Here is a 23737-nt window from a genome sequence, read left to right as displayed (position 1 = left end):
CTTTACGAATTCGTCTGCGGTGCACCAAAAAATGTCCGCCGGAGGCCCGGAGGCTTCCGACGGACAGGCTTTCCTCCCCAGGAAAGCTCGGGAGGCGCGGGGCCATAACGCCCCGCGCCAATTCGGGATCAGGCGGCGAACTGGTTCATCGTATTGTCCTTGCCCGCAGCCTTGAGGGCTGCTTCGCCGGCGAAATATTCCTTGTGGTCGTCGCCGATGTCGCTGCCCGACATATTCTGGTGCTTCACGCAGGCGATGCCCTGACGAATTTCGGCGCGCTGGACGCCCTTGACGTAGCCGAGCATCGCTTCGTCGCCGAAATATTCCTTGGCGAGATTGTCGGTGCTGAGCGCCGCGGTGTGATAGGTCGGCAGCGTGATCAGGTGGTGGAAGATGCCCGCCCGCTTCGCCGCATCGCGCTGGAACGTGCGGATGCGGTTGTCGGCCTCTTCGCCCAGCGCGGTCGCGTCATAGTCGGCGCTCATCAGCTTGGCGCGGTCATAGGCGCCGACGTCCTTGCCCTCGGCGCTCCACGCGTCGAACACCTGCTGGCGGAAGTTGAGGGTCCAGTTGAAGCTCGGCGAGTTGTTGTAGGCGAGCTTCGCATTGGGGACGACTTCGCGGATACGGTCGACCATGCCGGCGATCTGTTCGATGTGCGGCTTTTCGGTTTCGATCCACAGCAGGTCGGCGCCGTTCTGCAGGGACGCGATGCAGTCCATCACGCAGCGGTCCTCGCCGGTTCCCGAACGGAACTGATAGAGGTTCGACGGAAGACGCTTCGGGCGCACCAGCTTGCCGTCGCGGTTGATCAGGACGTCGCCGGGATTGCCCGCGCCTTCGACATCTTCGCAATCGAGGAAGCTGTTATACTGGTCGCCGAGGTCGCCGGGCTCCTTCGAGAAGGCGATCTGCTTGGTCAGGCCCGCGCCGAGGCTGTCGGTGCGCGTGACGATGATGCCGTCCTCGACGCCGAGTTCCATGAAGGCGTAGCGGCAGGCGCGGATCTTCGCGATGAAGTCCTCGTGCGGCACGGTGACCTTGCCGTCCTGGTGGCCGCACTGCTTTTCGTCCGAGACCTGATTTTCGATCTGGAGCGCACAGGCGCCGGCCTCGATCATCTTCTTGGCAAGCAGATAGGTCGCCTCGGCGTTGCCGAAGCCCGCGTCGATATCGGCGATGATCGGCACGACGTGGGTTTCGTGATTGTCGATCGCGGCCTGAACCTGCTTGGCCTTGAGCTCGTCACCCTCGGCGCGCGCGGCGTCGAGGTCGCGGAACAGCATGCCGAGTTCGCGGGCGTCGGCCTGACGCAGGAAGGTGTAGATTTCCTCGATCAGCGCCGGAACGCTGGTCTTTTCGTGCATCGACTGGTCGGGCAGCGGACCGAATTCGCTGCGCAGCGCGGCGATCATCCAGCCCGACAGATAGATGTAGCGGCCCTTGACGGTGCCGAAATGCTTCTTGATCGAGATCATCTTCTGCTGCGCGATGAAGCCGTGCCAGCAGCCTAGCGACTGGGTATAGTTCGCAGGGTCGGCGTCATAGGCGGCCATGTCGGCGCGCATGATCCGTGCGGTATATCGGGCGATGTCGATCCCGGTGCGGAACTTGTTCTGGGCCCGCATGCGGGCGACGCTTTCGCCGCTGATGCCGTCCCACGTGCCGTCGTAATCGCGGATGAGGCGGCCAGCCTGCGCCATGTCTTCCTGATAACCCATCGTCTTGATCCTTGTGCGGAGGTGATGGGTGGAAGGTGGCGAAAGTGCCGCACAAAGTGAAAAGCTTTGTCAATAATATTTGTGAAATATGGCGTTTAGGTGTAAAAATGCGTGTAAATTAGTAAAGAAAGTTACAAATATGGCGGAGCGGCGAGTGTTTGCGGGGCCGGCGGTGCGCAAGGTGCGCCGTGAGGCGGGGATGACGCAGGCGGCGATGGCCGAGGCGCTGGCCATTTCGCCGAGCTACCTCAACCTGATCGAGCATGGCCAGCGGCCGCTTTCCGCCACGGTGATCGTCAAGCTCGCCGAACGCTTCGGTTTCGATGCCGCAAAGCTCGGTGCCGAGGACCTGCCCGGGGGGATCGCCGGGCTACGGCGGCGGCTCGCCGATCCGCGCTTCGCCGATCTCGGCATCGGGGCGCAGGAGGTCGAGGAATGGCTGCAAAGCGCGCCCGCGACCGCCGCGGCCTTTGCACGCCTGTTTGATGCCGCACCCGAGGGCCGCGCCGAAGCGCAAGGCGACGCGCCCGAAGTTGCCGCGGTGCGCCGCGCGATCGAGAAATGGCGCAACCATTTCCCCGATCTCGACGCGCGCGCCGAGGAACTGGCCGACGAACTGCGCCTCGCGGGCGGCGACCTGTACGGTACGATTTCCGAGCGCCTGCGCACGCGCCACCAGCTCGGAATCCGTATTCTGCCGAGCGACGTGATGCCCGACCGCCTCCGCTGGCTCGACTGGCATGCGCGGCAGTTGATGCTGAACGAACTGCTGCGTCCCGCTTCGCGCACCTTCCAGGCGGCGGCGACGCTCGCCCAGATCGAGGCGAAGGACGAGATCGATGCGCTCGTCGCCGGCGCCGAATTTGCCGAAAACGCGGCGGCGCGGTTGTTCGAGCGCCACCTGATCCAGTATTTCGCCGCGGCGCTGATGATGCCCTACAGCCGGTTCCTCCGCGCGTGCGACGCGACGGGTTACGACCTGCTGCTCCTCCAGCGGCGTTTCGGCGCGGGTTTCGAGCAGGTGGCCCACCGGCTGACGACGCTCCAGCGCGTCGGCGCGCGCGGGCTGCCCTTCTTCATGTTGCGCATCGATCGCGCCGGGCAGGGGAGCAAGCGTTATGCCGGGGCCAGCCAGTCGCCGCTCGTTGATGGCGATGCGCGTTGTCCGCTGTGGGGCGTGCACGATGCGTTCGCGCGACCGGGGGAGGTCGTCGCCGACCTTGTCGAGCTGGAGGACGGATCGCGCTGGTTCACCCAGTCGCGCTCGGTCGCCGCGCCCGGCGCGACCGGCAGCGGCACGCCCGCCCGCTTTGCGGTGTGTGTCGGCGTCGACGCGAAGATCGCCGCGGCGCTGATCGCCGCTCGCGGGATCGACCTGATGCGGTCGCCTGCCACGCCGATCGGTCTTGGTTGCCGCCGTTGCACGCGCAACGGGTGCGTCCAGCGTTCGATGCCGCCGCTCGGCCGGCCGCTGCGCTTCCGCGAAGGCGAGCGCGGGGTCAGCGCGTTCGATTTCGCGGGCGACTAGCGCCGACCAGCAACGGGCTGCAACACCGGGGATTTGAACGAAGCTTGTCGCCGAGACTGGTGGAACGGCTTGAAAACTGCCACGATATGCCGATTCGTGGATGAGGTCGGACATTGAACAAGATCAGCGCCGAAGGCTTCCGAACCCTGTTGGAGGGCGTTCCCGACGGCTTTTTCGTCCATGACGAAACCGGGCGCCTGCTCGATCTCAGCGAGCGTTGCTGCGCCGACCTCGGTTACACCCGCGACGAGCTGCTGAGCATGTCGATCCTCGACATTTCGGGCGGCGAGGCGAAGGAAGCCAATCTGGCGACATGGCAGGCGGCGCGCGCCGGCCTGTCGATGAGCTACCGCGACGTTGCGGTCCATAAGGACGGCTCGCGCTTTCCGGTCGAGGTCCGGCTGACCTGCCAGGTCGTCGACGACCGCAAGCTGTTCCTCGGTGTCGCGCTGGACGTGGCCGAGGCCGAGAGTGCCGACGATCGCACCGCCGACCTGCGTGCGGCGCACGAGCGGCTGGCGATCGCGGCGGCGGTCGGCGGGCTGGGCATCTGGGATTATGATATCGCCCGCGACGCGATGCAGTGCGACCCGCAATGGTATCGCATCATGGGCCGCGACCCCGCGCGCCCGGTCCGGTCGATTGCCGAATTCCGCGGCTTCATCCACCCCGACGACGCCGATCGCGCGACCGAAGTCCATCAGGCGGCGAGCAGGATCGCCGACAGCGCCGACAATTATGGCATCGTCTTCCGCATCGTCCGGCCCGACGGGGAGATACGCTGGATCCGTTCGACCGCGTCGGTCGTTTCGGACGGCGATGGCGTACCGGTGCGGGCGGTCGGCTTCGTCGTCGACGTCACCGATGTGCAGCATGCGACGGCGCGGCTCGAACGGCAGACGCGCGAAGATCCGCTGACCGGCCTCGCCAACCGGCGGCGGCTCGACGAAGAGCTGGCGAAGGCCTGTTTTCATGCGACGCGAACCGGCGAACCGCTGACGCTCGCGATGATCGATGTCGATCATTTCAAACTGTACAACGATGCCGAGGGGCATGTGCGCGGCGACGAGGCGCTGAAGGCGGTGGCCGATATCTTGCAGTCGGTGGCGCGGCGCCCCTATGATCTCGCGGCGCGCTACGGCGGTGACGAGTATCTGTTGATGCTGCCCGGCGTCGGCGAGCCCGAACCGATCCTCGACCATATCATCGCCGAACTCGCGAAACGGCAGATCGCCCACCGGGGGTCGCCGGCGGACCCGATGCTGACGATCAGTTGCGGGAGCGTCGTTGCGCCCGAACTCGCCGATGTCGGCCCCGTCGAGCTACTCAAACAGTGCGACCGGGCGCTTTACCAAGCCAAGGCCGAAGGCCGGAATCGCGTTCATGTGGTGCGGCTCGACGAGCGAAGGGCGGCGACCGCGTAGCGGCGGGAAGCGAATGTTGTGGGGCGTGGTCGGTTTCGACCGATTGCGGACATTGCAGCAATTGCTTAAGATACGCGAAAGCGGAGAGCCGCATGAAGCGCCCAAATCCACTATATGCGATCTTTATCACTCTAGCTGTGGTTGTTAGCCTCATGCTTGCGATCGCCGTAGGTCTTGGAGAAGATGAGTATGCCTGCCGCAACGGCAGGATCGCGGCGGATATTCTTGCTTCTCCAATAGATGGAAACGCGATACTCAAATCCGACGAAAAAATCTTTCCAATATCAGCTGGATACGATGGCCATCAGAGCATTGCGAAGGCAGCCTCATCCAGTAATTTTAAGTTTTTTTACGTTCCATTGCGCATCAAGGCGGCATGCAAATTCACTATGCAAGCTGGGAAGCGCCGGCTTTTTGTGGAAAAAATTGAGGATTTGACTCCAATCTCTGACATCTGGACTTTCGACAAGATTTATACGGACTTTGGTATAAAGCCTGTGAAGCTCTGAAGTCTCGTTGCGGGCGTCCGCTTCCCATCCCAAAGCGGACAGCATCGTCCCCCCGGACTGCGAGCACCACCTATTCGCGTTGCGCCGGCTGAGGCGGCGGTGCCGACGCGGGCGGCGGGGTTTCGGCCGGGCGGTTTCCGCCGAGCGGCAGTTTCAGGTCGATCCGCGTGCCGCCGATTTCGGTCGAGACCACCGCATTGCCGTCCTGTACGCCGACGCGCGTCGTCTCGCCGACCGGAATGGCGCCGATGTCGGGAATGTCGAGCGGTTCGACCGGGCCGGCGGGGTTCTTCGTCGCAGGGGCCGGACGTTTCTTCGCGCCGCTGGCGTCGGTCATGAAGCTGCGCCAGATGCGCGCGGGCACGCCGCCGCCAGATACGCCTTTCAGCGGCGAATTATCGTCGTTGCCGACCCACACGCCGACGACGAGGCCGTTGGCATAGCCGACGAACAGCGCGTCGCGATTGTCCTGACTGGTCCCCGTCTTGCCGAAATTGGCCTGCGGCAGCCGCGCCGCGCGGCCGGTGCCGCGATTGACCGCGGCGCGGAGCATCTGTTCTATATCGTCATGCACGCCCGAGCGGAAACTGTCGGGGCCGGAGAAAAAGCGCTCGAACCAGCCCGGCTCCTCGGCCTTGAACGCATGCGGGGCGACCGGATAGGCGTTCGCTGCCACCCCGGCATAGGCCGCGGTGAGTTCGAGCAAGGTCATGCTAGACGTGCCGAGCGCAAGGCTGGGATCGCCGCTGGCGAGCGGCGCGGTGACACCAAGGTCGCGCGCCATGTCGATCACCTTGTCGTCGCCGACCTCGCGGAGCAGACGGACGGCGGCGACGTTGCTCGACGAGGCAAAGGCATCCTCGAGCGTGATCGTCTTCGAATAAGCGTCGCCGGCATTTTTCGGGCGGTAGGAGCCGGTTTCGATCGGACCGTTGGCGATCGTATCGCCGGGTTCCCAGCCGGCGCGGAGCGCGGCGAGATAGACGAACAGCTTGAAGGTCGATCCCGGCTGGCGCCGCGCCTGCGTCACCCTGTTGAACGGGGAATCGGCGTAATCGCGCCCGCCGACCATTGCGACGACCTCGCCATTCGGGCGCATCGCGACGAGCGCGACCTGCGCCTTGCCGAGACTGGCGCCGTTGATCGCGCGGCGGGCGGCGGCCTGCAATCGCGAATCGAGCGTGGTGCGGATCGTCTGGCGTGCATAGCCGACGTCGCTGAGCTTGCGTGCCTCGGGCAGCGCCCAGTCGGCGAAATAGGTCCCCGTCGGCAGCGCCCCCTTCGTGCGGACGTCGAGGCGCGGGGGACGGATCGCCTTTGCCTCGCCGGCGGTCAGATAGCCGGTGTCGACCATCGCGTCGACGACGAGCTCCATGCGCTTTCTCGCAAGATCGGGGTTACGCGTCGGCGCGAGGCGCGACGGGGCCTGCACCAGCCCCGCGAGCATCGCCGCCTGCGCCGGGGTGAGCTTTTCGGGCTGGCGGTGGAAATAATGCATCGACGCGGCGCGCAGGCCATAGGTGTTGTCGCCGAAATAGGCGTTGGAAAGATAGCGTTCGAGAATCTCGTCCTTGCTCAGCCAGGCTTCGAGCCAGAAAGCGATCAGTGCTTCGCGCGCCTTGCGCCCCAATGTCCGTTTCGGCGTCAGGAAGGTGAATTTGGCGAGCTGCTGGGTGATCGTGCTGCCCCCCTGCGTGCGGCCGCCGGTGACATTGCTCCACACCGCGCGCGCGATGCTGCGCGGATCGACCCCCCAATGGGTGTAGAAGCGCCGGTCCTCGATCGCGAGGAAAGCGCCGGTGACATGTTTCGGCAGTGCGGCCGCCTTGACCGGCGTGTCGACGACCGCGCCCATGCGCGCGATCGGCGTGCCGTCGGAGGCGAGCAGGGTGATCTGCGGCGGCGCGATCGGTTCGAGCGATTTCGACAGCGGCGCGGTGATCGCGAGCCAGCCGATAAGCAGGATGAAGAGGATCGAAAAGACCGCGAAGCCGCGCGAAATCCGGCGCAGCCACTTGCGGCGCGGTGACAGCGGCGCGGCGGGCGCAGGCTGCGCGGCATCCGGAAAGGGCGGGAGACCCGCCGGAACGGGCTCGGGCTGGGCGGCGGCGGGGCGGCGAAAAAACAGCATCTACCGCCCCGTATTACAGGGCCAACACAGCATAAGCAAATATCTTGAGCTACCGGCGGTAAGCGACGTTGCTTCATCATCGGTCATCCCAGCCTTCGCCGGGATGACGATTATTTCAGGCCTTGAGCCCCGCCGTCCAGCGTTCGATCACCGATTCGAGCACCTCGATCGGCATCGCGCCTGCCGACAGCGCGGTATCGTGGAAGCCGCGCAGGTCGAATTTGTCGCCGAGCGCCGCCTTCGCCGCTTCGCGGATGCGGACCCAGCTCGTCTGGCCGACCATGTAGCTCGTCGCCTGGCCCGGCCAGACGCAATAGCGCTCGATCTCGGTGACGTTCGATCCCTCGGGGGTGCCGAGCGCCTCGTTATAATATTGGATCGCCTTCTCGCGGCTCCAGCGATAATGGTGGAGCCCGGTATCGACGACGAGGCGCGCGGCGCGGAACATATAGCTTTGCAGATAGCCGAGGCGGCCCCACGGGTCGCTGGCATAGACGCCCATTTCGTCGGCGAGCTGTTCGGCATAAAGCCCCCAGCCTTCGGTATAGACCGAATAGGCGGGCAGGCGGCGGAGGCTCGGGATGCCTTCGGCTTCCTGTGCGAGCGCGATCTGGTGGTGATGGCCGGGCGTCGCTTCGTGATAGGTCAGCGTCGGCAGCGTCCAAGACGGGTTTTCGGCGGTATCGCGCAGATTGATATAATAGGCGCCGGGGCGCGAGCCGTCGAGCGCGGGGATCTGGTAATAGCCGCCCGGCGCGCCCGCCTCGATCTCCGGCGGCACGCGGCGGATGTCGCATTTGGCTTTCGGCAGGCGGCCGAAGGCCTCGGGCAGGCGGCGCTGCATTTCCTGGATCTGCTCGTTGAGCTTGGCGATCAGCTCGGCCTTGCCGGCGTCGGTGTTCGGATAGATGAAGCGCGGGTCCTTGCCGAGCGCGCGCATCCGTTCGGCGACGCTGCCCTTGCTCATCCCCTGTTCCTTGAAGATCGCATCGGCGCGCGCCGACAGCTCGGCCATGCGGTCGAGCCCCAGCTTGTGGACCTCCTCGGCCGACATGCCGGTCGTCGTCGCATAGCGCAGCGCATAGGCATAATATTCGTCGCCCTTGGGCAGGCGCCAGACGCCGGCGTCGTGCGTCGCGCGCGGGCGGACGGCCCGCAGTTCGCCGGCCTGCCGCTGCATAGCCGGATAGATTTTGTCCTTGATGATCGCGGCGCAGCGGCTGGCCCAGTCGCCGGGGATGTCGGCGGTCTTGGCCTGGATATTCTTCGTCAGCACATTGGCGTCGGGGGCAGGCGCCATGATGCTCTCGAACAGGTTCAGCGTGCGGTCGATCACGAAATCGGGCGGAATGATGCCCGCGGCATGGTCGTCCTTGATTCGCCCCGTCTCATTGTCGAGCTGCGCTGCGAAATCGATGCAGCGCGCCAGATAGGCTTCGGCATCGGCGGCGTTCGCGATGCTGTGCTGGTTGACGAGGAAGTCGGGGATCGAGCGATAGGTGCCGCTGAGCTGGGTCACAGGATGCGGTTCGGGCCAGCTGTGAAGACCGTAGGAGAAGCTGTCGTAAGCCTTGACATAATCTTCCCACGGACCGCGGAAGGTGTCGTAGTTGACGAGGTCCATCCCCGACAGCTTCGACGCGTCGATTGCCTGCAGTTCCTTGAGGCCGAGACGATAGAGATCCTGCCCGCGCTTGATCCCGGCGGGCGAACGGTCGGCGAGCTTCGATTTCGCCGCAGCACGCTCGCCCTTGTCGAGCCCGAGCGCGGTCGCGAACTCGGGGTCCTGATCGACGAGCATATTATAGATGCGCTCGTAGAGCGCGGTGAGCTTCGCGCCCTCGCCGTCGGGCGCGGCGAGCGCCGCCTGCGCGGGCGAGCGCATGGCCGCGAGCAGCGAGGAGGCCGCCGCGGCGGCCAGCAGGGTACGACGTTCGAGCATGTTGGATCTCCCGGAAACGAGCTTGGCGGAGCCCCCGGCCCGCGCCTCATGGGTGTACTGTTATAGCAAGACGCCGCTGGCGCAAGCGCTTGATGTCGCGGCGCTCTATTCGCGCGCCTTCGCCGCCGCGCGCACCTCTTGCGACCGTTCGAGCGGGATGATCAGGATATCGTCGCCGTCGACGATCACCGCGATATCGTTCATACCGAGGATCGACACCCGCTTGTCGCCGGCGCGGACGAGATTGCCGCGGCTTTCGTGCAGAAAGGCGTCGCCGGTGACGGCATTGTCGGCGCCGTCCTTTTCGGCAAGCGCGTGGATCGTGTGCCAGTTGCCGAGATCGGACCAGCCCATCGCCGCGGGGACGACGGCGACGCGATCATCCTTTTCCATCACGGCATAGTCGATCGAGTCGGACGGCGCTTTGGCGAATTCGATAGCGTCGGCATAGACGGCGTCGCCGTCGCGCATTCCTGCCGCGAGCGCCTTGTCCGCCGCTTCGAAGATCGCGCGGCAATGCGTCAGCATCGCATCGCGCATCCGGCCGGCGCGGAACAGGAAAATGCCGGCGTTCCAGCTATATCCGCCCGCCGCCAGCATCGCCTCGGCATCGGCGAGCGGCGGCTTTTCGACGAACCGGTCGACCGCAAAGCCATCTTCGCCAAGCGGCGCACCGGCGGCGATATAGCCGAAGCCGGTTTCGGGGCGGTCGGGCGTGATCCCGAAGGTGACGAGCCAGTCCCGTTGTGCGAGCCGCACACCCTTGCCGATGGCGGCGTGAAACGCCGCGACGTCGGTAATCACATGGTCGCTTGGCATCACGAGCAGCAGCGTATCGGCATCGGCCTGCGCGACGGCGAGCGCGATGGCGGCGGCGGTGTTGCGCGGCATCGGTTCGACGAGCAGCATTTCCTCGCGGTCGTCCATCTGTTCGCGGACCATCGCGACATGCCCGTCGCCGCACAGGACGATGGGCGGCAGGAAATCGGGGCCGGCGGGGGTGCGCTCGACGGTCTGGCGGAACAGGCTGCGCTGGCCATGCAGCAGCAGGAATTGCTTCGCCCGGGTGCCGCGCGATTCGGGCCACAGCCGCGTTCCGGCGCCGCCGCAGAGGATGACGGGTTGGATCATCAGGGTCATGCCGCGAGCCTATCGCGGCGCGCGGCGCTGGTCACCCCCTATCGGTCAGAGGCGAACCTTCGCCTCCAGCTCGCGGCGCGCGGCGACATATTGTGCCTCGAGTTCGGCGACGAATTCAGCGACCGGGCGAACGGCGCTGACCGGGCCGATACCCTGGCCTGAACCCCAGATATCCTTCCACGCCTTGACCTTGGTGTTGCCGCCCGAACCGAAGTTCATCGTCTTCAAATCGCCTTCGGGCAGATTTTCGGGGTCCATCCCTGCGGCGACGATCGACTGGCGGAGATAATTGCCGTGCACCCCGGTGAAGAGGTTCGAATAGACGATGTCGGCGGCGCGCCCCTCGACGATACCGTTCTTGTAGCCGTCCTCGGCATTCGCCTCGGCCGTCGCGATGAAGGCGCTGCCGATATAGGCGAGGTCGGCGCCGCACGCCTGCGCGGCGAGGATCGAGCGACCGTGGCCGATCGCCCCCGATAGCGCGACGGGGCCGTCGAACCATTCGCGGATTTCCTGAACGAGGGCGAAGGGCGACTGGCGGCCGGCATGCCCGCCGGCGCCCGCCGCGACCGGAATCAGCCCGTCGGCGCCCTTTTCGACCGCCTTGCGCGCGAAGCGGTCGTCGATGACGTCATGCAGCGTGATGCCGCCCCAATTGTGGACGGCCTGATTGAGCTCCTCGCGCGCGCCGAGCGAGGTGATGGTAATCGGCACCTTCCACTTTTCGCAGGTCGCGATGTCCTGTTCGAGGCGGTCGTTCGACTTGTGGACGATCTGGTTGACCGCGAAGGGCGCCGACAGACGGTCGGGATTGTCGCGATCCCACGCCGCCAGTTCCTCGGTGATCCGGTGCAGCCACTCGTCGAGCAACGTCTGCGGGCGCGCGTTAAGCGCCGGAAAGCTGCCGACGATCCCCGCCTTGCACTGCGCAATCACCAGATCGGGCCCCGAAACGATGAACAACGGCGAACCGATGACGGGCAGGCGCAGACGGTCGAAAATCGGGGGAAGGGCCATGAATCACTCTCCGGTTGCCAATTGCAACTGACCTTAACGTAAACGGAAAGCTGCGCAAGAGGGAGCCGGAGCGAATTGTGCGGGCGGAAGAGATGGCGGGTTTCGGCCGGAAGCGGCCATGTCCTCCTTCGTCACCCCGGGCTTGACCCGGGGCCTGCCTTGTCTTTCGAGCGTGCCAAGAAAGGCGGGTCCCGGGTCAAGCCCGGGATGACGGGAGTGTAGGGACGGCGCTCAATCGAGCCATTCGACCTTGTAGAGATCGAGCCGCCGGTCGGCGAGATTGCGGACCGCGCCGCCTTCGCGGGCCTTGCGCAGATCGGCGAGCGAGAGGTCGGCGATCGCCATGCCTTCGCTGTTCGGGGTGACCTCGGCCGCGATGCCGTCGCGGGCGAAGGGGAAATCCGAGGGGGTCAGGATCGCGCTTTCGGCGTGGTGGATGTCCATGTTGAAGACGTTCGGCAGGTTGCCGGTAACCCCTGCGGTCACGACATAGCATTGATTTTCGACCGCGCGCGCCGCGCAGCAATAGCGGACGCGCAAATGGCCGCGGCGGTCGTCGGTGCAATAGGGGACGAACAGGACCGTCGCGCCCTGATCGACGAGGCGGCGCGCGAGTTCGGGAAATTCGCTGTCGTAACAGATCATCAGACCGACCGGGCCGCAATCACTCTCGATGACGTCGGCATCGCGCGCCGTGCCGCCCTCGATCCCCCATGCCTCGCGCTCGGAGGGGGTGGGATGGATCTTGTCGCGGTGGTGCGTGGTGCCGTCGCGCAGGAAGATATGGCCGCGGTTGCGCATCGCACCGCCGGCGATCCGCACCGGATGCGAGCCGCCGACGATGTTGATGCGATATTGCTGCGCCAGCCCCGCCATGAAGGCGTTGAAGCGCGGGGTCAGCGCATCGATCGCGTCCATCGCGGCCGCAGCAGACAGGCGCGCGGGCGAGAGCAACTGCATCGGAAACAGCTCGGGGAAGGTGATGAAATCGCACCCGTAATCCGATGCCGAGGCGGTGAAATATTCGACCTGCCGTTCGAGTTCGTCGGGCGATGATATGCCGTGCAGCCGGTATTGAACGGCGGCGACGCGAATCTTGTCGGGGGTGGCGGCGAGCGTAGCGGATGCGGTCATGGCGGGCTTTTAGGCTGACCATCGGGTGGCTGTCTATCGGGATGCCGGGGAGGGTGAGGCGAATGTCTGATTAGGGGTGTGAGCTGCCGTTCCACTTACAGTGTCCCCCGGCGAAAGCCGGGGCTTTGGGATTGATCGGCGGTAGCGCGTACAGGCGATCCGCGCTCTCGATTTTCGACAGCACGGGCCAATAGCTTTCGGGGATTTCACTCACCGCCGCGTTCCGATCGGGGGAGGGGCGCGGCATGTACTGATCCAGCGCCGTCAACGTGTCGCGCCCCCGCCACCCATCAATGGGTAGCCCCGCCCGTTCCTGAAACAGCCGCACGAAGGCGTCATCGGTGATGGTGGTCATTTTTCACGCTTCCGTTCCTCAACCAACCAGCTCACATTCGTCTCGATGCCCATCAGGCATCACGGCTCTCCCGATCCTGCAAAGGTTTTCGGGTCGTTGTGGACGTTCATATCTTCCCCGATTCCGGCTTTTGTGGTAAAGCGCTGGCATGGCAAAAATCCTGTTCGACCGCAGCTTGTCGGTCCTGCTGCTGGTCCTTTTGTCCCCGCTGATTGCGTTCGTCGCGCTGGCAGTTTTGATTGCGCACGGGCGGTCGATATTCCTTCGCCAGCCGAGGCCGGGATTGGGTGGAAAGCTGTTCACCCTCTATAAGTTCAGGACCATGACCGACGAGCGAGGTGAGGATGGAGAGCTTCTGCCGGACGCCCGCAGGATTACGCGCTTTGGCGCCTTTCTGCGCTCCAGCAGTCTCGACGAGCTTCCCGAATTGTGGAACATTGCTCGCGGCGACATGAGCTTTGTCGGACCGCGTCCGCTGCTCGTCGAGTATCTTCCTCTCTACTCGACACGACAGGCGCGGCGGCATGACGTTCTTCCGGGATTGACGGGTCTCGCTCAGATCAAAGGCCGCAACGCGACCAGTTGGGATCACCGGCTTGAACTCGACGTTCGCTACGTTGAGGAACGTGATTTCGCCATGGACATGGCCATTCTCGCACGCACGTTCCTGCAAGTGCTGCGACCGGCAGGGATCGCGCACGAGGGGCATGCCACCATGCCGAAGTTCACTGGCGCGGAGTAGCAACACTGGATTACGGCGCCGGGTCAACCGGAGCCTGATCGTAATCGGCATCTGTATTGGACAGGGAAGCCATATGCGAACCACCTTTCGCGTTGGTCAGGGCGGCGGTCCGCTGGCGCGGATTCGTCGCCCGAATTGTTTTACCCGGCCTCGCCAAGTTATTGACGAGAAAGGGTGCGATTTTCCCGCTGAGATGTTGAAATCTGGCGGAATTGGTGCATTCTATCTTAACCGACACTTCACGCCTGTCGCTTAGGGTCGCAGCCCGAAAGGGCGCAGTGCTGCATGTTCCGTTTGTTCAAACATTATGTCCCCCATGCGGTCGTCTGGCTGGCGCTGGTCGATTTCCTCGCGCTGCTCCTGTCGGCCGAGGGGGCGTGGCACATTTACGCGCACCAGGCCGATTTCGACGCGGGGACGTTCGGCGATCGCCTGCTTCCCGTTGCGACCTTTGCGATCGCCAACTCGCTCGCGATGATGGCGACCGGCATGTACGGGACCGAGGCGCTGCGTTCGATGCGTTTCGCGACCGCGCGGCTGCTTGTCGCCGTATCGCTGGGCGTCATTTTCCTCGCGGTGGTCGGGTTCCTGTTGCCGACGGCGACGCTGTGGCGCGCCAACAGCCTCTACGCGATGGTGATCGCGATCGCCGCCCTGCTCCTGATCCGGCTCGCGCTGACCCAGACGGCGGCGCCCGAGGCGTTTCGCCGCCGCGTCCTCGTGCTCGGCGCCGGGCCGCGCGCGGCGCGGTTGCAGGCGCTGGCCGACCAGCCGGGAAGCGGGCTGACGATCGCCGGTTTCGTCGCGATGGCCGATGTCGAAAAGACGATGACCCGCGCGGTGCCGCGCGAGAAGATCGCGAACCTGTCCGATCATGTCGTCGCGCTCGGCGCCGGCGAGGTCGTGCTGGCGCTCGAGGAACGGCGCAACGCCTTGCCGCTGGCCGACCTGCTGCGCGTCAAGACGACGGGCGTCCATGTCAACGATATCGCCAGTTTCATCGAGCGCGAAACGGGGCGCGTCGACCTTGCGACGACCAATCCCAGCGGGCTGATCTTTTCGGACGGCTTTTCGGCGGGGCAGCGGATTTCGAAGGCGGGCAAGCGCGTGTTCGACATCTTCGCCAGCCTGCTCGTGCTGGTGATCGGCCTGCCGCTGATGCTGATCGCCGCGATCGCGGTGAAACTCGACAGCAAGGGGCCGGTTTTCTATCGCCAGTCGCGCGTCGGCATGTTCGGCGAGCCCTATGACATCCTGAAAATCCGGTCGATGCGGACCGACGCCGAAGCCGCCGGCAAGGCGGTGTGGGCGAGCGAGAACGACCCGCGCATCACCCGCGTCGGCAACATCATCCGCAAGCTGCGGATCGACGAGCTGCCGCAGCTCTGGTGCGTGCTGAAGGGCGACATGAGCTTTGTCGGCCCGCGCCCCGAACGCCCGAGTTTCGTCGAGGAACTCGAACAGCAACTTCCCTATTATGCCGAGCGTCACATGGTGAAGCCCGGCCTGACCGGCTGGGCGCAGATCAATTACCCCTATGGCGCGTCGGTCGAGGACGCGCGGGTGAAGCTCGAATATGATCTCTATTACGCCAAGAACTACTCGCCCTTCCTCGACCTGTTGATCCTGCTGCAGACGGTTCGTGTCGTGCTGTGGCCGGAGGGGGCGCGCTAACGATGGTGCTGGGGGGCGCCTCGCACATCCTGTCGGGACTGGCGCTGCTCGGCTTCGTCGGGGTCACCCTGTGGCTGCTGGCGCGGCCGCGGGCGCGGATGGCGGTGCTGGTGCCCGCACCGCGCTGGCTGATTGCCGCCGCCGCTGCGACCGGACTGTGGTGCGCCGCGCTTTACGTCTTCGATTCCGGGTCGTCCGAGGCGCTCGTCGCGCAGTCGCTGCGCAACGCGGTGATGCTCGGCTGGCTCGCCGCAACCTTCTGGTCGCCCGCGGCACCGATGTCGCGGCCGCTGCGCCTGATCGTCCGGTTGCTCGTCACGATCAGCCTGATCAGCCTGATCATGGGCGCCGCGGCGCATCTGCGCGACAGCGCTGCGGCGGGACAGTGGCTCGACCCGGCGCTCGGGATTGCGGCGATGATCGTCGCATCGGGCGGCCTCCTGATCATCGATGGCGGCGTTCGCCATGCGAGCACGACGCTGCGCATGCCGGTCATGGCAGTCGCCGGCGGTTTTGCGATGTTGTGGGGCTATGAACTCAATTTCCAGTTGCTCGGCGCGCTGACCGGCAAGCCGGCGTCGGCGCTGATCGCGCTGCTCCCGGCGATGGCGCTGCTGACCTTGCCGGCCTATGTCGTCGCGGCGATGGATATCGGGCGCGAGCGGATGCAATTGTCGCGCACCGCGGCGATGCGGACGATCGTCCTCCTCGGCGCCGCCGCCTATCTGATCGTGATCGGGCTGACCGGCGCGGTCGCGCGGCTGGTCGGGGGCGACTATGGCGATCTGGCGCAGGGTATCTCGCTGATCGTCGCGCTCGGGGCGGGCGGGCTGCTGTTTCTGTCGGGCCGCGCCCGCGCCTGGCTGTCGGTAACCATCTCGAAGCATTTTTTCGAGCATCGCTATGATTATCGCACCGAATGGATGCGGTTCACCGCGACGCTCGGCGACGGGGGCGAGCAGGCGGGCCCCGACGACGACAATCTCCACCGCCGCGTCGCCAAGGCGCTTGCCGAACTGACCGGCAGCCCGGCGGCGCTGCTGATGCGCCCCGACGCGCTCGGCGGGTTTCGCGTCACCGACCATTGGCACTGGCCGACGGGAGAGGCGGACGAGACGACGCTGTCGCTGCGGTCGGCTTTCATGCTGCAGGAAACGCGGCATATCGTCGAACTCGACGCGCTGCGCCGCGGTGCGACGGGCGTTGCGGCCGATCTGGCGATCCCCGACTGGCTGGTCGCCGATCCGCGGGCGTGGGTGATCGTGCCGGTGCTGCATTTCCAACGGATGATCGCGGTCGTCGTCCTCCACCGCCCCGCAATCTCGCGCGCGCTCGACTGGGAGGACCTCGACGTGCTGCGTATCGCGGGGCAGCAGGCGGCCAGCTATCTGGCCGAGGCGCAGAGCCAGCAGGCGCTGTCCGAAGCGCGGCGCTTCGACGAATTCAACCGGCGCTTTGCCTTCATCATGCACGATATCAAGAATCTCGCGAGCCAGCTCGGTCTGCTCGCGCGCAATGCCGAGCGCCACGCCGACAAGCCCGAATTTCGCGCCGACATGGTCGAAACGCTGAAGATTTCGGCGGGCCGCCTGTCGGACCTGCTCGTCCGCCTGTCGCCGCGCGCGCGCGGCCGCGCGGCGGAGGCGGAGCGGGTGCTCGTCGAACCGGTGCTGCAGGCGGTGGCGGCCGAATTGCGGCCGCGCCGGGTGCTGTTCGTCGGCTGTCAGGCCGGGCTCGCGACATGGGGCGATGCGGCCTCGCTCCGCCAGATCGTCCAGCATCTCGCCGCCAACGCGATCGATGCGTCGCCGCCCGGCAGCGTGGTGCAGCTCGTCGCGGCGAACGAGCAGGGGCGGGTGCGCATCGACGTGATCGACGAGGGCAGCGGGATGAGCCGCGCCTTTGTCCGCGAGCAATTGTTCAAGCCTTTCGTCTCGACCAAGGAAGCGGGTTTCGGCCTCGGCGCCTTCGAGGCGTTGCAACTGGCGCAGGCGATGGGCGGGACGATCGACGTGGCGAGCGAGCCGGGGCGCGGCAGCAAATTCTCGCTGTGGCTGCCGGAGGGTGGCGCAGGGGGTGACGTGGGGTCGCCCGAACCGATAGTGCCAGATTCTATAGTGAAAGTGACGACGAAATGAGCGAGACCGGCTCCGACCTTCCCGCGCTGCTGATCGTCGAGGACGATCCGGGGCTGCAGGCGCAGCTCAAATGGGCTTATGACGGCTATCGGGTGCTGATCGCCGGCGATCATGACAGCGCGATCGAACTGCTGCGCGCCGAGGAGCCCGCGGTCGTGACGCTCGACCTCGGCCTGCCGCCCGATCCCGACGGGACGCGCGAGGGGTTTCGGGTTTTGAAGGCGATCCTGGAGGCAAAACCCGACACGAAGGTGATCGTCGTGTCGGGGCATGGCGAACGCGCCAGCGCGCTGAACGCCATCGCGAGCGGCGCGTGGGATTTTTACCAGAAGCCGATCGATATCGACGAACTGGGATTGATCGTCCGCCGCGCCTTCCACGTCCGCGAGCTCGAGGTCGAAAACGCCCGGCTCGCCGAGCAGGGCGCGAGCGATAATCGCATCCTCGGCGGGATGATCACCGGCGCCCCCGAGATGCTGAAGGTCGCGCGCACGATCGAGCGCGTCGCCAACCTCGATGTGTCGGTCATGCTGCTCGGCGCCAGCGGGACCGGCAAGGAATTGCTGGCGCGCGGACTGCACGAGGCGAGCGGCCGCCGCGACGGTACCTTCGTCGCGATCAACTGCGCCGCCATCCCCGAAAACCTGCTCGAAAGCGAGCTGTTCGGGCACGAGAAGGGCGCCTTCACCGGCGCGGTCAAGACGACCGAGGGCAAGATCGAACTGGCGCATGGCGGCACGCTGTTCCTCGACGAGGTCGGCGACATTCCGCTGCCGCTGCAGGTCAAGCTGCTGCGCTTTCTGCAGGAACGGACGATCGAGCGCATCGGCGGGCGCAAGGCGATTGCCGTCGATACCCGCATCATCTGCGCGACGCACCGCGACCTCGATGCGATGATCGCCGCGCAAAGCTTTCGCGACGATCTTTATTACCGGCTCGCCGAAATGGTCGTGAAAATCCCCGCGCTCGCCGAGCGTCCCGGCGATGCGGTGCTGCTCGCGCGGCATTTCCTCCATCATTATGCGCCGGAGATGAACCCGGCGGTGCGCGGCTTCGCGCCCGATGCGCTGCAGGCGATCGACGAGGCGCGCTGGCCGGGGAATGTCCGCGAGCTGGAAAACCGGATCAAACGCGCGGTGATCATGGCCGACGGCAAGCTGGTGACGCGGGACGACCTCGACCTGTCGGGCGGGGCGGACGGCGACGACGAGGCGTGGCTGAACCTGCGCAGCGCGCGCGAGGCGGCCGACCGCGTCGCAATCCGCCGCGCCGTGACGCAGAGCGAGGGCAATATTTCCGCCGCGGCCAAGTTGCTCGGGATCAGCCGGCCGACGCTTTACGACCTGCTCAAGCAATATCGGATGCACGCCTGAAATGAGGCAAGGCCGTTTCTGGACAGGCACGCTGCTGGTCGCGGCGATGCTGGCCGGGTGCGGCGGACCGCGCCCGGTCGACACGCGGCAGGCGCTCGAACAGCGGCGCGCCGAATTGCAGGACGCGGTTGCCGACAATCCGGAAGCGATCGCCGAACGGGTCGAACTGGCGCGCATCGCGTTCCGGCTGGGTGATGGCGTGGCGGCCGGAGCGGCAGTGAAAGCGGCGATCGACGCCGGCGGCAACGAGGCGATGCTCCGCCCGCTGCTGGCGCGCGCCTTTGCCATGCAGGGCGACGGAATGCGGGCGCTCCAGACGCTCGACGCCGGACCGATCGCGCCGGAAGCGATGGGCGAGGCGGCGTGGGTCGCGGGCAATGTCCATCTCGACGACGGCGATCTCGGTGCGGCGCGCGACGCCTATGACCGCGCGGTGCGCGAATTGCCGCGCTCGTCGGCGCTGTGGGTCGACGTCGCGCGCTTTCGCGACGCCAACGCCGACACATTGGGCGCGCGCGACGCGATCGACTATGCGATCGAGCTCGACAAGGCGAACGGCGCCGCGCTCGCGTACAAGGCGAACCTCATCCGCACCGAAGAAGGACTGACCGCCTCGCTCGAGTGGTATGACGCGGCGCTCGCCGCCGATCCCGACAACGCCGGCGCGCTGATCGACCAGGCAGCGACGCTCGGCGACCTCGGCCGCTACCGCGACATGCTCGGCGCGCTCCGCCATGCCGCGACGCTCACGCCCGGAAATCCGCGCATCTATTATCTGCAGGCCGTCCTTGCAGCGCGCGGCGGCAATTACCGGCTGGCGCGCAGCCTGCTGCAGCGCACGCGCGGGCAGATGGACGAAGTCCCCGGTTTCATGCTGCTGAGCGCGATCGTCGAACTGGAACTGGGCGGCGAAGCCGTCGCGGCGACCTGGGCCGACCGGCTGCTTTCCGAACAGCCCGACAATATGACCGCGCGGCGGATCCTCGCGTTGTCGGACTGGGCGGGCGGCGATGCCGACGGCGCGGCCGAAGCGCTGATCCCGATCGTCGACCGCGACGATGCCGACAGCTGGTCGTTGCTGCTGGCCGGGCGCGTGGCGGCCGAACTCGGCCGGCGCGGCGAGTCGGCCGACTATCTCGCGCGCGCGGCGTCGCTGTCGCGCGGCGATGCGGCGCCGTTCGCGGCCGATAACGACTATGGGTTCCTGTCGATGGCCGCCGATGCCGAGCCGCTCAATCCGGCGCGGGCGATCCCGGCGATCGGCGCCGACATCATGGCGGGGCAGGCGGGGCGCGCGATCGAGCGGGCGACGCGGCTGCGCGATGCCAACCGCGGCGTTGCCGACGCGCATATCCTGCTCGGCGATGCCGCGATGGCGGGCGGGCAGTTCGCGCTTGCGGTCCAATCCTATCGCGCGGCGCGCGACCTTGATGCGGGCGAGCGCACGACGCTGCGGCTGGCGCATGCGCTGTTCCGGGCCGGCGATGCCGCCGGGTCGGGCGCCGCGATCCTCGCGCTGCGCGACAGCCAGCCCTCAAGCATCGCCGCCGACCGGCTGGCGGGTCATCTGGCGATGGACCTCGAACATTGGGATCAGGCGATCGCGCATTTCGAACGCGTCCGCCGCCGCATCGGCAACCGCGACGTCGTCGTGCTGCGCGAATTGTCGAAGGCCTGGGGTGCCAAGGGTGATCGCGCGCAGGCGACAAGGCTGATCGCGCTTGCCTATCGCCTGCAGCCGCTGAATGCGGAGATCATGCGGCTCTACGCCGACCGGCTGGCCGAAGCCGGCGACGCGCAGGGCGCCGCCGATTTGCGCGACAAGGCGCGGCAGATCGGACGATAAGGGCGAAGTCGGGTTTCAGGGTTCGGATGACGGCTAATGGTTGGAAGCCGGACATCATCCTCTTCGTCACCCCGGGCTTGACCCGGGGCCTGCCTTGCCTTTCGAGCGTGCCAAGAAAGGCGGGTCCCGGGTCAAGCCCGGGATGACGGGAGTGACAGGAATTAAGTCCGCTCACCACCCCAAAGCCGCTCCAGCCGGATAAGGCCGACACGATCGAGCCGCGTTTCGTCGGTCTCAGGCCTCGGTCAGGTCGAGAAGGGTCCGCGCATCCAGCCCGATCCGCCGCATCTGCTCGGCGACCGGCGGCCAGACATTGGCGAGGAAATCCTCGCGCATCAGCGTCCGCAGCCGCTCGGTCGCACCTTGCGCGACGAACATTCCGACGCCGCGCTTTACCGTTACGAGCCCTTCGTCCTGAAAGGTCTGGTAAGCCTTGGCGACGGTCAGCGGGTTGGCGCCCTGCTCGGCCGCGAGCGAGCGCACCGACGGCAACATGTCGCCGTCGCGGAAGCTGCCGTCGAGGATGGCGTTGGCGATGACATCGCGCAGGCGCTGGTACACGGGTTTGGACTGATCGAGCATGCCGCCTTAATGCCATAAGACAGCAGCACAGTCAAACGTGCTTCCTTACAAATTCTGGCGCACTTCTGAAATTAAATGTCCCAGGCGCTCACGACGTCGTCATATTCGGGCCGTGGTCGTTCGGACAGCGCGCCGCCCGCGGTGCCGAGGAAGAAATAGCCGACGATCGTGTCGCCCTCGCGCGCCCCGAAAGCCTGCGCCACCTGAGGGCTGTATGCGGCCCAGCCGGTCAGCCAGCTTCCCACGAAACCGTGCGCGTGCGCGGCATGGAGCAGGTTCATGCCGACCGCGCCGGCCGACATCTGTTGCTCCCACAGCGGGATTTTCACGCCCTGCACGGGGGTGGAGAGGAGGACGAGCAGCGTCGGCGCCTGATGCGCGAACTGGTCGAGCGCCGACAGGTCCATTCCCGCCGCGCCCGGATTTTCGGCGACCCAGGCATTTTTAAGCAAGGTCGCGAAGGCTTCGCGCTGGTCGTCCGCGACCGTGACGACGCGCCAGGGGGCGAGCTTGCCATGATCGGGGGTGCGCAGCGCGAGCGCGATGATCTCACGAAGCGTGGCGGCATCGGGGCCGGGCGCGACCATGTCGCGCGCCTTTCCCGAGCGGCGGGTGGCGAGGTGGGCGAGTAGCGAGGAGGTGTTGTTGAACATGGCAGCGCATGTGGCGTTTTCGGGCGCATAACGCAAGTGTTGCGAATCGTTCGCAACAGTTTTTGGCCCGGATGAACCGGTTTCACGCGCAATTAGATTCTTCCCATGAGAAATTTTCGCGCTAGGTTGCCCCATTCGCGCGGCGGGAAGCCGCGGTCAAAATATCCGGGAAAAGGGACGCATTTACATGAAAGACATGGGCCTTTGGGACGAAGGCGACTGGATCGCGGTGATCGCGCTGGTCGTGCTGGGGGTGTTCCTGACCATCGGGGCACTGATTGCAGGCAGCAAGAAACCCGAATTCGCTGGCCACCCCAAGGGCCTGTACATGTTGTTCTTCGCCGAAATGTGGGAGCGTTTCTCCTATTACGGCATGCGCGCGTTGCTGATTTTCTATCTGACGCAGCACTGGCTGTTTTCGGACGGCAAATCGAACCTGATCTATGGAGCCTATACCAGCCTTGTGTACATCACCCCGGTGCTCGGCGGCTATCTGGCCGACCGCTATCTGGGGCAGCGCAAGGCGGTGCTGTTCGGCGGCGTCCTGCTCGCGCTCGGCCATTTGTTCATGGCGGTCGAGGGTGATCACGGGATCACCGATGCTGCGGTCAAGCAGTCCGAAGGCGCGATCAACGTCTTCTGGCTGGCGCTGGCGCTGATCATCGTCGGCTCGGGCTTCCTGAAAGCGAACATCTCGGTGATGGTCGGGCAGCTCTATCGTCTGACCGATGCCCGCCGCGACGCCGCCTACACCATTTTCTACATGGGGATTAACGTCGGCGCCGCGCTCGGCACGATCCTCGTCGGCTATCTCGGTCAGAAGATCGGCTGGGCCTATGGCTTCGGCCTCGCCGGCATCGGCATGGTCGCCGGCCTGATCGTCTTCGTCCTCGGAAAGAACGTCCTGCTCGGCGCGGGCGAGGCACCGGCGCCGCTGGCGCGCAACAAGGAAATTTCGATCTATGGCATCGGCATCGCCGCGGTCGCGGTGATGTGGGCGCTGGTCCAGTATCAGGACGTCATCCAGAATATCCTGATCGTCTCGGGCCTCGCGCTGCTCGGCTATGTCCTCTACGAAAGTTTCAAGCTCGACAAGGAACCGCGCGAGCGCATGTTCGCGATCCTGTTCCTGATCGCATTGAACCCGCTGTTCTGGGGTCTGTTCGAACAGGCCGGCGGCAGCTTCAACCTCTATACCGACCGTTTTGTCGACAAGGGCGGCGTTCCCGCGTCGGTGTTCCAGTCGATCAACCCCATCTACATCATCCTCTTTGCGCCGGTCTTTGCGGCGCTGTGGCAATGGCTCGGCAAGCGCGGGCTCGAACCGTCGGCGCCCGCGAAGTTCGCGCTGGCGCTCGCCCAGGTCGGCCTTGGCTTCCTCGTTTTTGTCTGGGGCGCGAACAGCGTCGGGCCCGCGGTCGCGACGCCGGTCTTCTTCGTCTTCATGCTCTATCTGCTCCACACGACGGGCGAGCTTTGCCTGTCGCCGGTCGGGCTCAGCGCGATGAACCGGCTGGCGCCGAGCTTCCTCGCGTCGCTGATCATGGGGGCATGGTTCTACATGACCGCGGTCGGCAATTTCGTCGCCGGCAAGATCGGCGAGGCGACGGGCGGCGAAAGCGGCAACATGACCAAGGAAGCGACGCTCGGCATCTATTGGGAAATCGGCCTGATCACCATCGGCGTCAGCGTCGTCGTGCTCGCGCTGTCGCCGATCGTGAAGAAGTGGATGCACCTCGACACGCTGCGCGACCGCGACATCGCCGGTCGCGAGGAACTGGGCGAACCGCAGGCTGCGGGCACCCATCCCGAACCGAAGGGGGCGTAA

General features: G+C 65.8%; 18 protein-coding genes. 9 read left to right on the top strand and 9 right to left on the bottom strand.

Annotated features, from left to right (window positions below):
• Positions 1–128 precede the first annotated feature (128 nt).
• Positions 129–1721, bottom strand: a complete 1593-nt coding sequence (locus LH19_RS09990; protein WP_054727515.1) for an isocitrate lyase — start codon at positions 1719–1721, stop codon at positions 129–131.
• Between the two features lie 139 nt (positions 1722–1860).
• Here LH19_RS09990 and LH19_RS09985 point away from each other — a divergent pair, with 139 nt between their 5' ends.
• From LH19_RS09985 to LH19_RS09975, 3 genes are all read left to right on the top strand, one after another.
• Positions 1861–3249, top strand: coding sequence for a helix-turn-helix domain-containing protein (locus LH19_RS09985; RefSeq protein ID WP_054727514.1), 1389 nt, complete (start codon positions 1861–1863; stop codon positions 3247–3249).
• A gap of 113 nt (positions 3250–3362) precedes the next feature.
• Entirely contained in the window at positions 3363–4673 is a 1311-nt protein-coding gene (locus LH19_RS09980) for a sensor domain-containing diguanylate cyclase (protein WP_054727511.1), read from the top strand.
• 92 nt (positions 4674–4765) lie between these two features.
• Positions 4766–5182, top strand: a complete 417-nt coding sequence (locus tag LH19_RS09975) for a hypothetical protein (protein WP_054727509.1) — start codon at positions 4766–4768, stop codon at positions 5180–5182.
• Between the two features lie 70 nt (positions 5183–5252).
• On the opposite strand, the gene LH19_RS09970 is transcribed toward LH19_RS09975, so the two are convergent.
• From LH19_RS09970 to LH19_RS09945, 6 genes are all read right to left on the bottom strand, one after another.
• Complete coding sequence (locus LH19_RS09970; RefSeq protein WP_054727507.1) at positions 5253–7313, bottom strand: transglycosylase domain-containing protein; 2061 nt, start codon at positions 7311–7313, stop codon at positions 5253–5255.
• 115 nt (positions 7314–7428) lie between these two features.
• Positions 7429–9255, bottom strand: coding sequence for a DUF885 domain-containing protein (locus LH19_RS09965; protein WP_054727505.1), 1827 nt, complete (start codon positions 9253–9255; stop codon positions 7429–7431).
• A gap of 105 nt (positions 9256–9360) precedes the next feature.
• Positions 9361–10395 carry a mannose-1-phosphate guanylyltransferase gene (locus LH19_RS09960; RefSeq protein WP_234716130.1) on the bottom strand — a complete coding sequence of 345 codons (1035 nt, stop codon included), beginning with the start codon at positions 10393–10395 and terminating at the stop codon, positions 9361–9363.
• 45 nt (positions 10396–10440) lie between these two features.
• The gene (locus LH19_RS09955) at positions 10441–11412 is read right to left on the bottom strand and encodes an NAD(P)H-dependent flavin oxidoreductase (RefSeq protein WP_054727503.1); all 972 of its coding nucleotides are present in this window, start codon (positions 11410–11412) and stop codon (positions 10441–10443) included.
• 231 nt (positions 11413–11643) lie between these two features.
• Positions 11644–12546: a carbon-nitrogen hydrolase family protein gene (locus tag LH19_RS09950; protein WP_054727501.1), complete on the bottom strand. Its 903-nt coding sequence runs from the start codon at positions 12544–12546 to the stop codon at positions 11644–11646.
• A 70-nt stretch (positions 12547–12616) separates the two neighbouring features.
• Positions 12617–12901: a peptidoglycan-binding domain-containing protein gene (locus LH19_RS09945; protein WP_054727500.1), complete on the bottom strand. Its 285-nt coding sequence runs from the start codon at positions 12899–12901 to the stop codon at positions 12617–12619.
• 148 nt (positions 12902–13049) lie between these two features.
• Here LH19_RS09945 and LH19_RS09940 point away from each other — a divergent pair, with 148 nt between their 5' ends.
• The 5 genes from LH19_RS09940 to LH19_RS09920 all read left to right on the top strand — a co-directional run bounded on the left by LH19_RS09940 (position 13050) and on the right by LH19_RS09920 (position 20674).
• On the top strand, positions 13050–13643 hold the full coding sequence (locus LH19_RS09940; protein ID WP_054727498.1) for a sugar transferase: 594 nt from the start codon (positions 13050–13052) through the stop codon (positions 13641–13643).
• Between the two features lie 285 nt (positions 13644–13928).
• Positions 13929–15317 carry a TIGR03013 family XrtA/PEP-CTERM system glycosyltransferase gene (locus LH19_RS09935; RefSeq protein ID WP_054727496.1) on the top strand — a complete coding sequence of 463 codons (1389 nt, stop codon included), beginning with the start codon at positions 13929–13931 and terminating at the stop codon, positions 15315–15317.
• A gap of 2 nt (positions 15318–15319) precedes the next feature.
• A complete protein-coding gene (gene prsK, locus LH19_RS09930; protein WP_234716129.1) occupies positions 15320–17455 on the top strand; it encodes an XrtA/PEP-CTERM system histidine kinase PrsK in 2136 nt (711 codons plus the stop codon).
• Positions 17452–18828 (top strand): PEP-CTERM-box response regulator transcription factor, encoded by a 1377-nt coding sequence (prsR, locus tag LH19_RS09925; RefSeq protein ID WP_054727494.1) that lies wholly within the window; start codon positions 17452–17454, stop codon positions 18826–18828. The genes prsK and prsR overlap by 4 nt, the downstream gene beginning before the upstream one ends.
• 1 nt (position 18829) lies before the next feature.
• Positions 18830–20674 carry a tetratricopeptide repeat protein gene (locus tag LH19_RS09920; protein ID WP_054727492.1) on the top strand — a complete coding sequence of 615 codons (1845 nt, stop codon included), beginning with the start codon at positions 18830–18832 and terminating at the stop codon, positions 20672–20674.
• Positions 20675–20908: 234 nt separating this feature from the next.
• On the opposite strand, the gene LH19_RS09915 is transcribed toward LH19_RS09920, so the two are convergent.
• Both LH19_RS09915 and LH19_RS09910 read right to left on the bottom strand, forming a co-directional pair.
• Positions 20909–21256, bottom strand: a complete 348-nt coding sequence (locus LH19_RS09915; protein WP_054587989.1) for a GntR family transcriptional regulator — start codon at positions 21254–21256, stop codon at positions 20909–20911.
• A gap of 71 nt (positions 21257–21327) precedes the next feature.
• Complete coding sequence (locus tag LH19_RS09910) at positions 21328–21909, bottom strand: nitroreductase family protein (RefSeq protein ID WP_054727489.1); 582 nt, start codon at positions 21907–21909, stop codon at positions 21328–21330.
• Positions 21910–22096: 187 nt separating this feature from the next.
• On the opposite strand from LH19_RS09910, the gene LH19_RS09905 reads away from it, so the two are divergent.
• Positions 22097–23737 carry a peptide MFS transporter gene (locus LH19_RS09905; protein ID WP_054727486.1) on the top strand — a complete coding sequence of 547 codons (1641 nt, stop codon included), beginning with the start codon at positions 22097–22099 and terminating at the stop codon, positions 23735–23737.

This window comes from Sphingopyxis macrogoltabida (assembly GCF_001314325.1).
Lineage (GTDB): Bacteria > Pseudomonadota > Alphaproteobacteria > Sphingomonadales > Sphingomonadaceae > Sphingopyxis > Sphingopyxis macrogoltabida.
This window is presented reverse-complemented; position numbering and strand designations above follow the sequence as displayed.

Excerpts from the sequence above, each read along its gene's own strand:
- LH19_RS09920 (WP_054727492.1), top strand. The coding sequence starts at position 18,830 with ATGAGGCAAGGCCGTTTCTGGACAGGCACGCTGCTGGTCGCGGCGATG.
- LH19_RS09910 (WP_054727489.1), bottom strand. The coding sequence starts at position 21,909 with ATGTTCAACAACACCTCCTCGCTACTCGCCCACCTCGCCACCCGCCGC.
- LH19_RS09940 (WP_054727498.1), top strand. The coding sequence starts at position 13,050 with ATGGCAAAAATCCTGTTCGACCGCAGCTTGTCGGTCCTGCTGCTGGTC.
- LH19_RS09985 (WP_054727514.1), top strand. The coding sequence starts at position 1,861 with ATGGCGGAGCGGCGAGTGTTTGCGGGGCCGGCGGTGCGCAAGGTGCGC.
- prsR (WP_054727494.1), top strand. The coding sequence starts at position 17,452 with ATGAGCGAGACCGGCTCCGACCTTCCCGCGCTGCTGATCGTCGAGGAC.
- LH19_RS09970 (WP_054727507.1), bottom strand. The coding sequence starts at position 7,313 with ATGCTGTTTTTTCGCCGCCCCGCCGCCGCCCAGCCCGAGCCCGTTCCG.
- LH19_RS09975 (WP_054727509.1), top strand. The coding sequence starts at position 4,766 with ATGAAGCGCCCAAATCCACTATATGCGATCTTTATCACTCTAGCTGTG.
- LH19_RS09960 (WP_234716130.1), bottom strand. The coding sequence starts at position 10,395 with ATGACCCTGATGATCCAACCCGTCATCCTCTGCGGCGGCGCCGGAACG.
- prsK (WP_234716129.1), top strand. The coding sequence starts at position 15,320 with ATGGTGCTGGGGGGCGCCTCGCACATCCTGTCGGGACTGGCGCTGCTC.
- LH19_RS09935 (WP_054727496.1), top strand. The coding sequence starts at position 13,929 with ATGTTCCGTTTGTTCAAACATTATGTCCCCCATGCGGTCGTCTGGCTG.
- LH19_RS09950 (WP_054727501.1), bottom strand. The coding sequence starts at position 12,546 with ATGACCGCATCCGCTACGCTCGCCGCCACCCCCGACAAGATTCGCGTC.
- LH19_RS09915 (WP_054587989.1), bottom strand. The coding sequence starts at position 21,256 with ATGCTCGATCAGTCCAAACCCGTGTACCAGCGCCTGCGCGATGTCATC.
- LH19_RS09905 (WP_054727486.1), top strand. The coding sequence starts at position 22,097 with ATGAAAGACATGGGCCTTTGGGACGAAGGCGACTGGATCGCGGTGATC.
- LH19_RS09965 (WP_054727505.1), bottom strand. The coding sequence starts at position 9,255 with ATGCTCGAACGTCGTACCCTGCTGGCCGCCGCGGCGGCCTCCTCGCTG.
- LH19_RS09955 (WP_054727503.1), bottom strand. The coding sequence starts at position 11,412 with ATGGCCCTTCCCCCGATTTTCGACCGTCTGCGCCTGCCCGTCATCGGT.
- LH19_RS09990 (WP_054727515.1), bottom strand. The coding sequence starts at position 1,721 with ATGGGTTATCAGGAAGACATGGCGCAGGCTGGCCGCCTCATCCGCGAT.
- LH19_RS09945 (WP_054727500.1), bottom strand. The coding sequence starts at position 12,901 with ATGACCACCATCACCGATGACGCCTTCGTGCGGCTGTTTCAGGAACGG.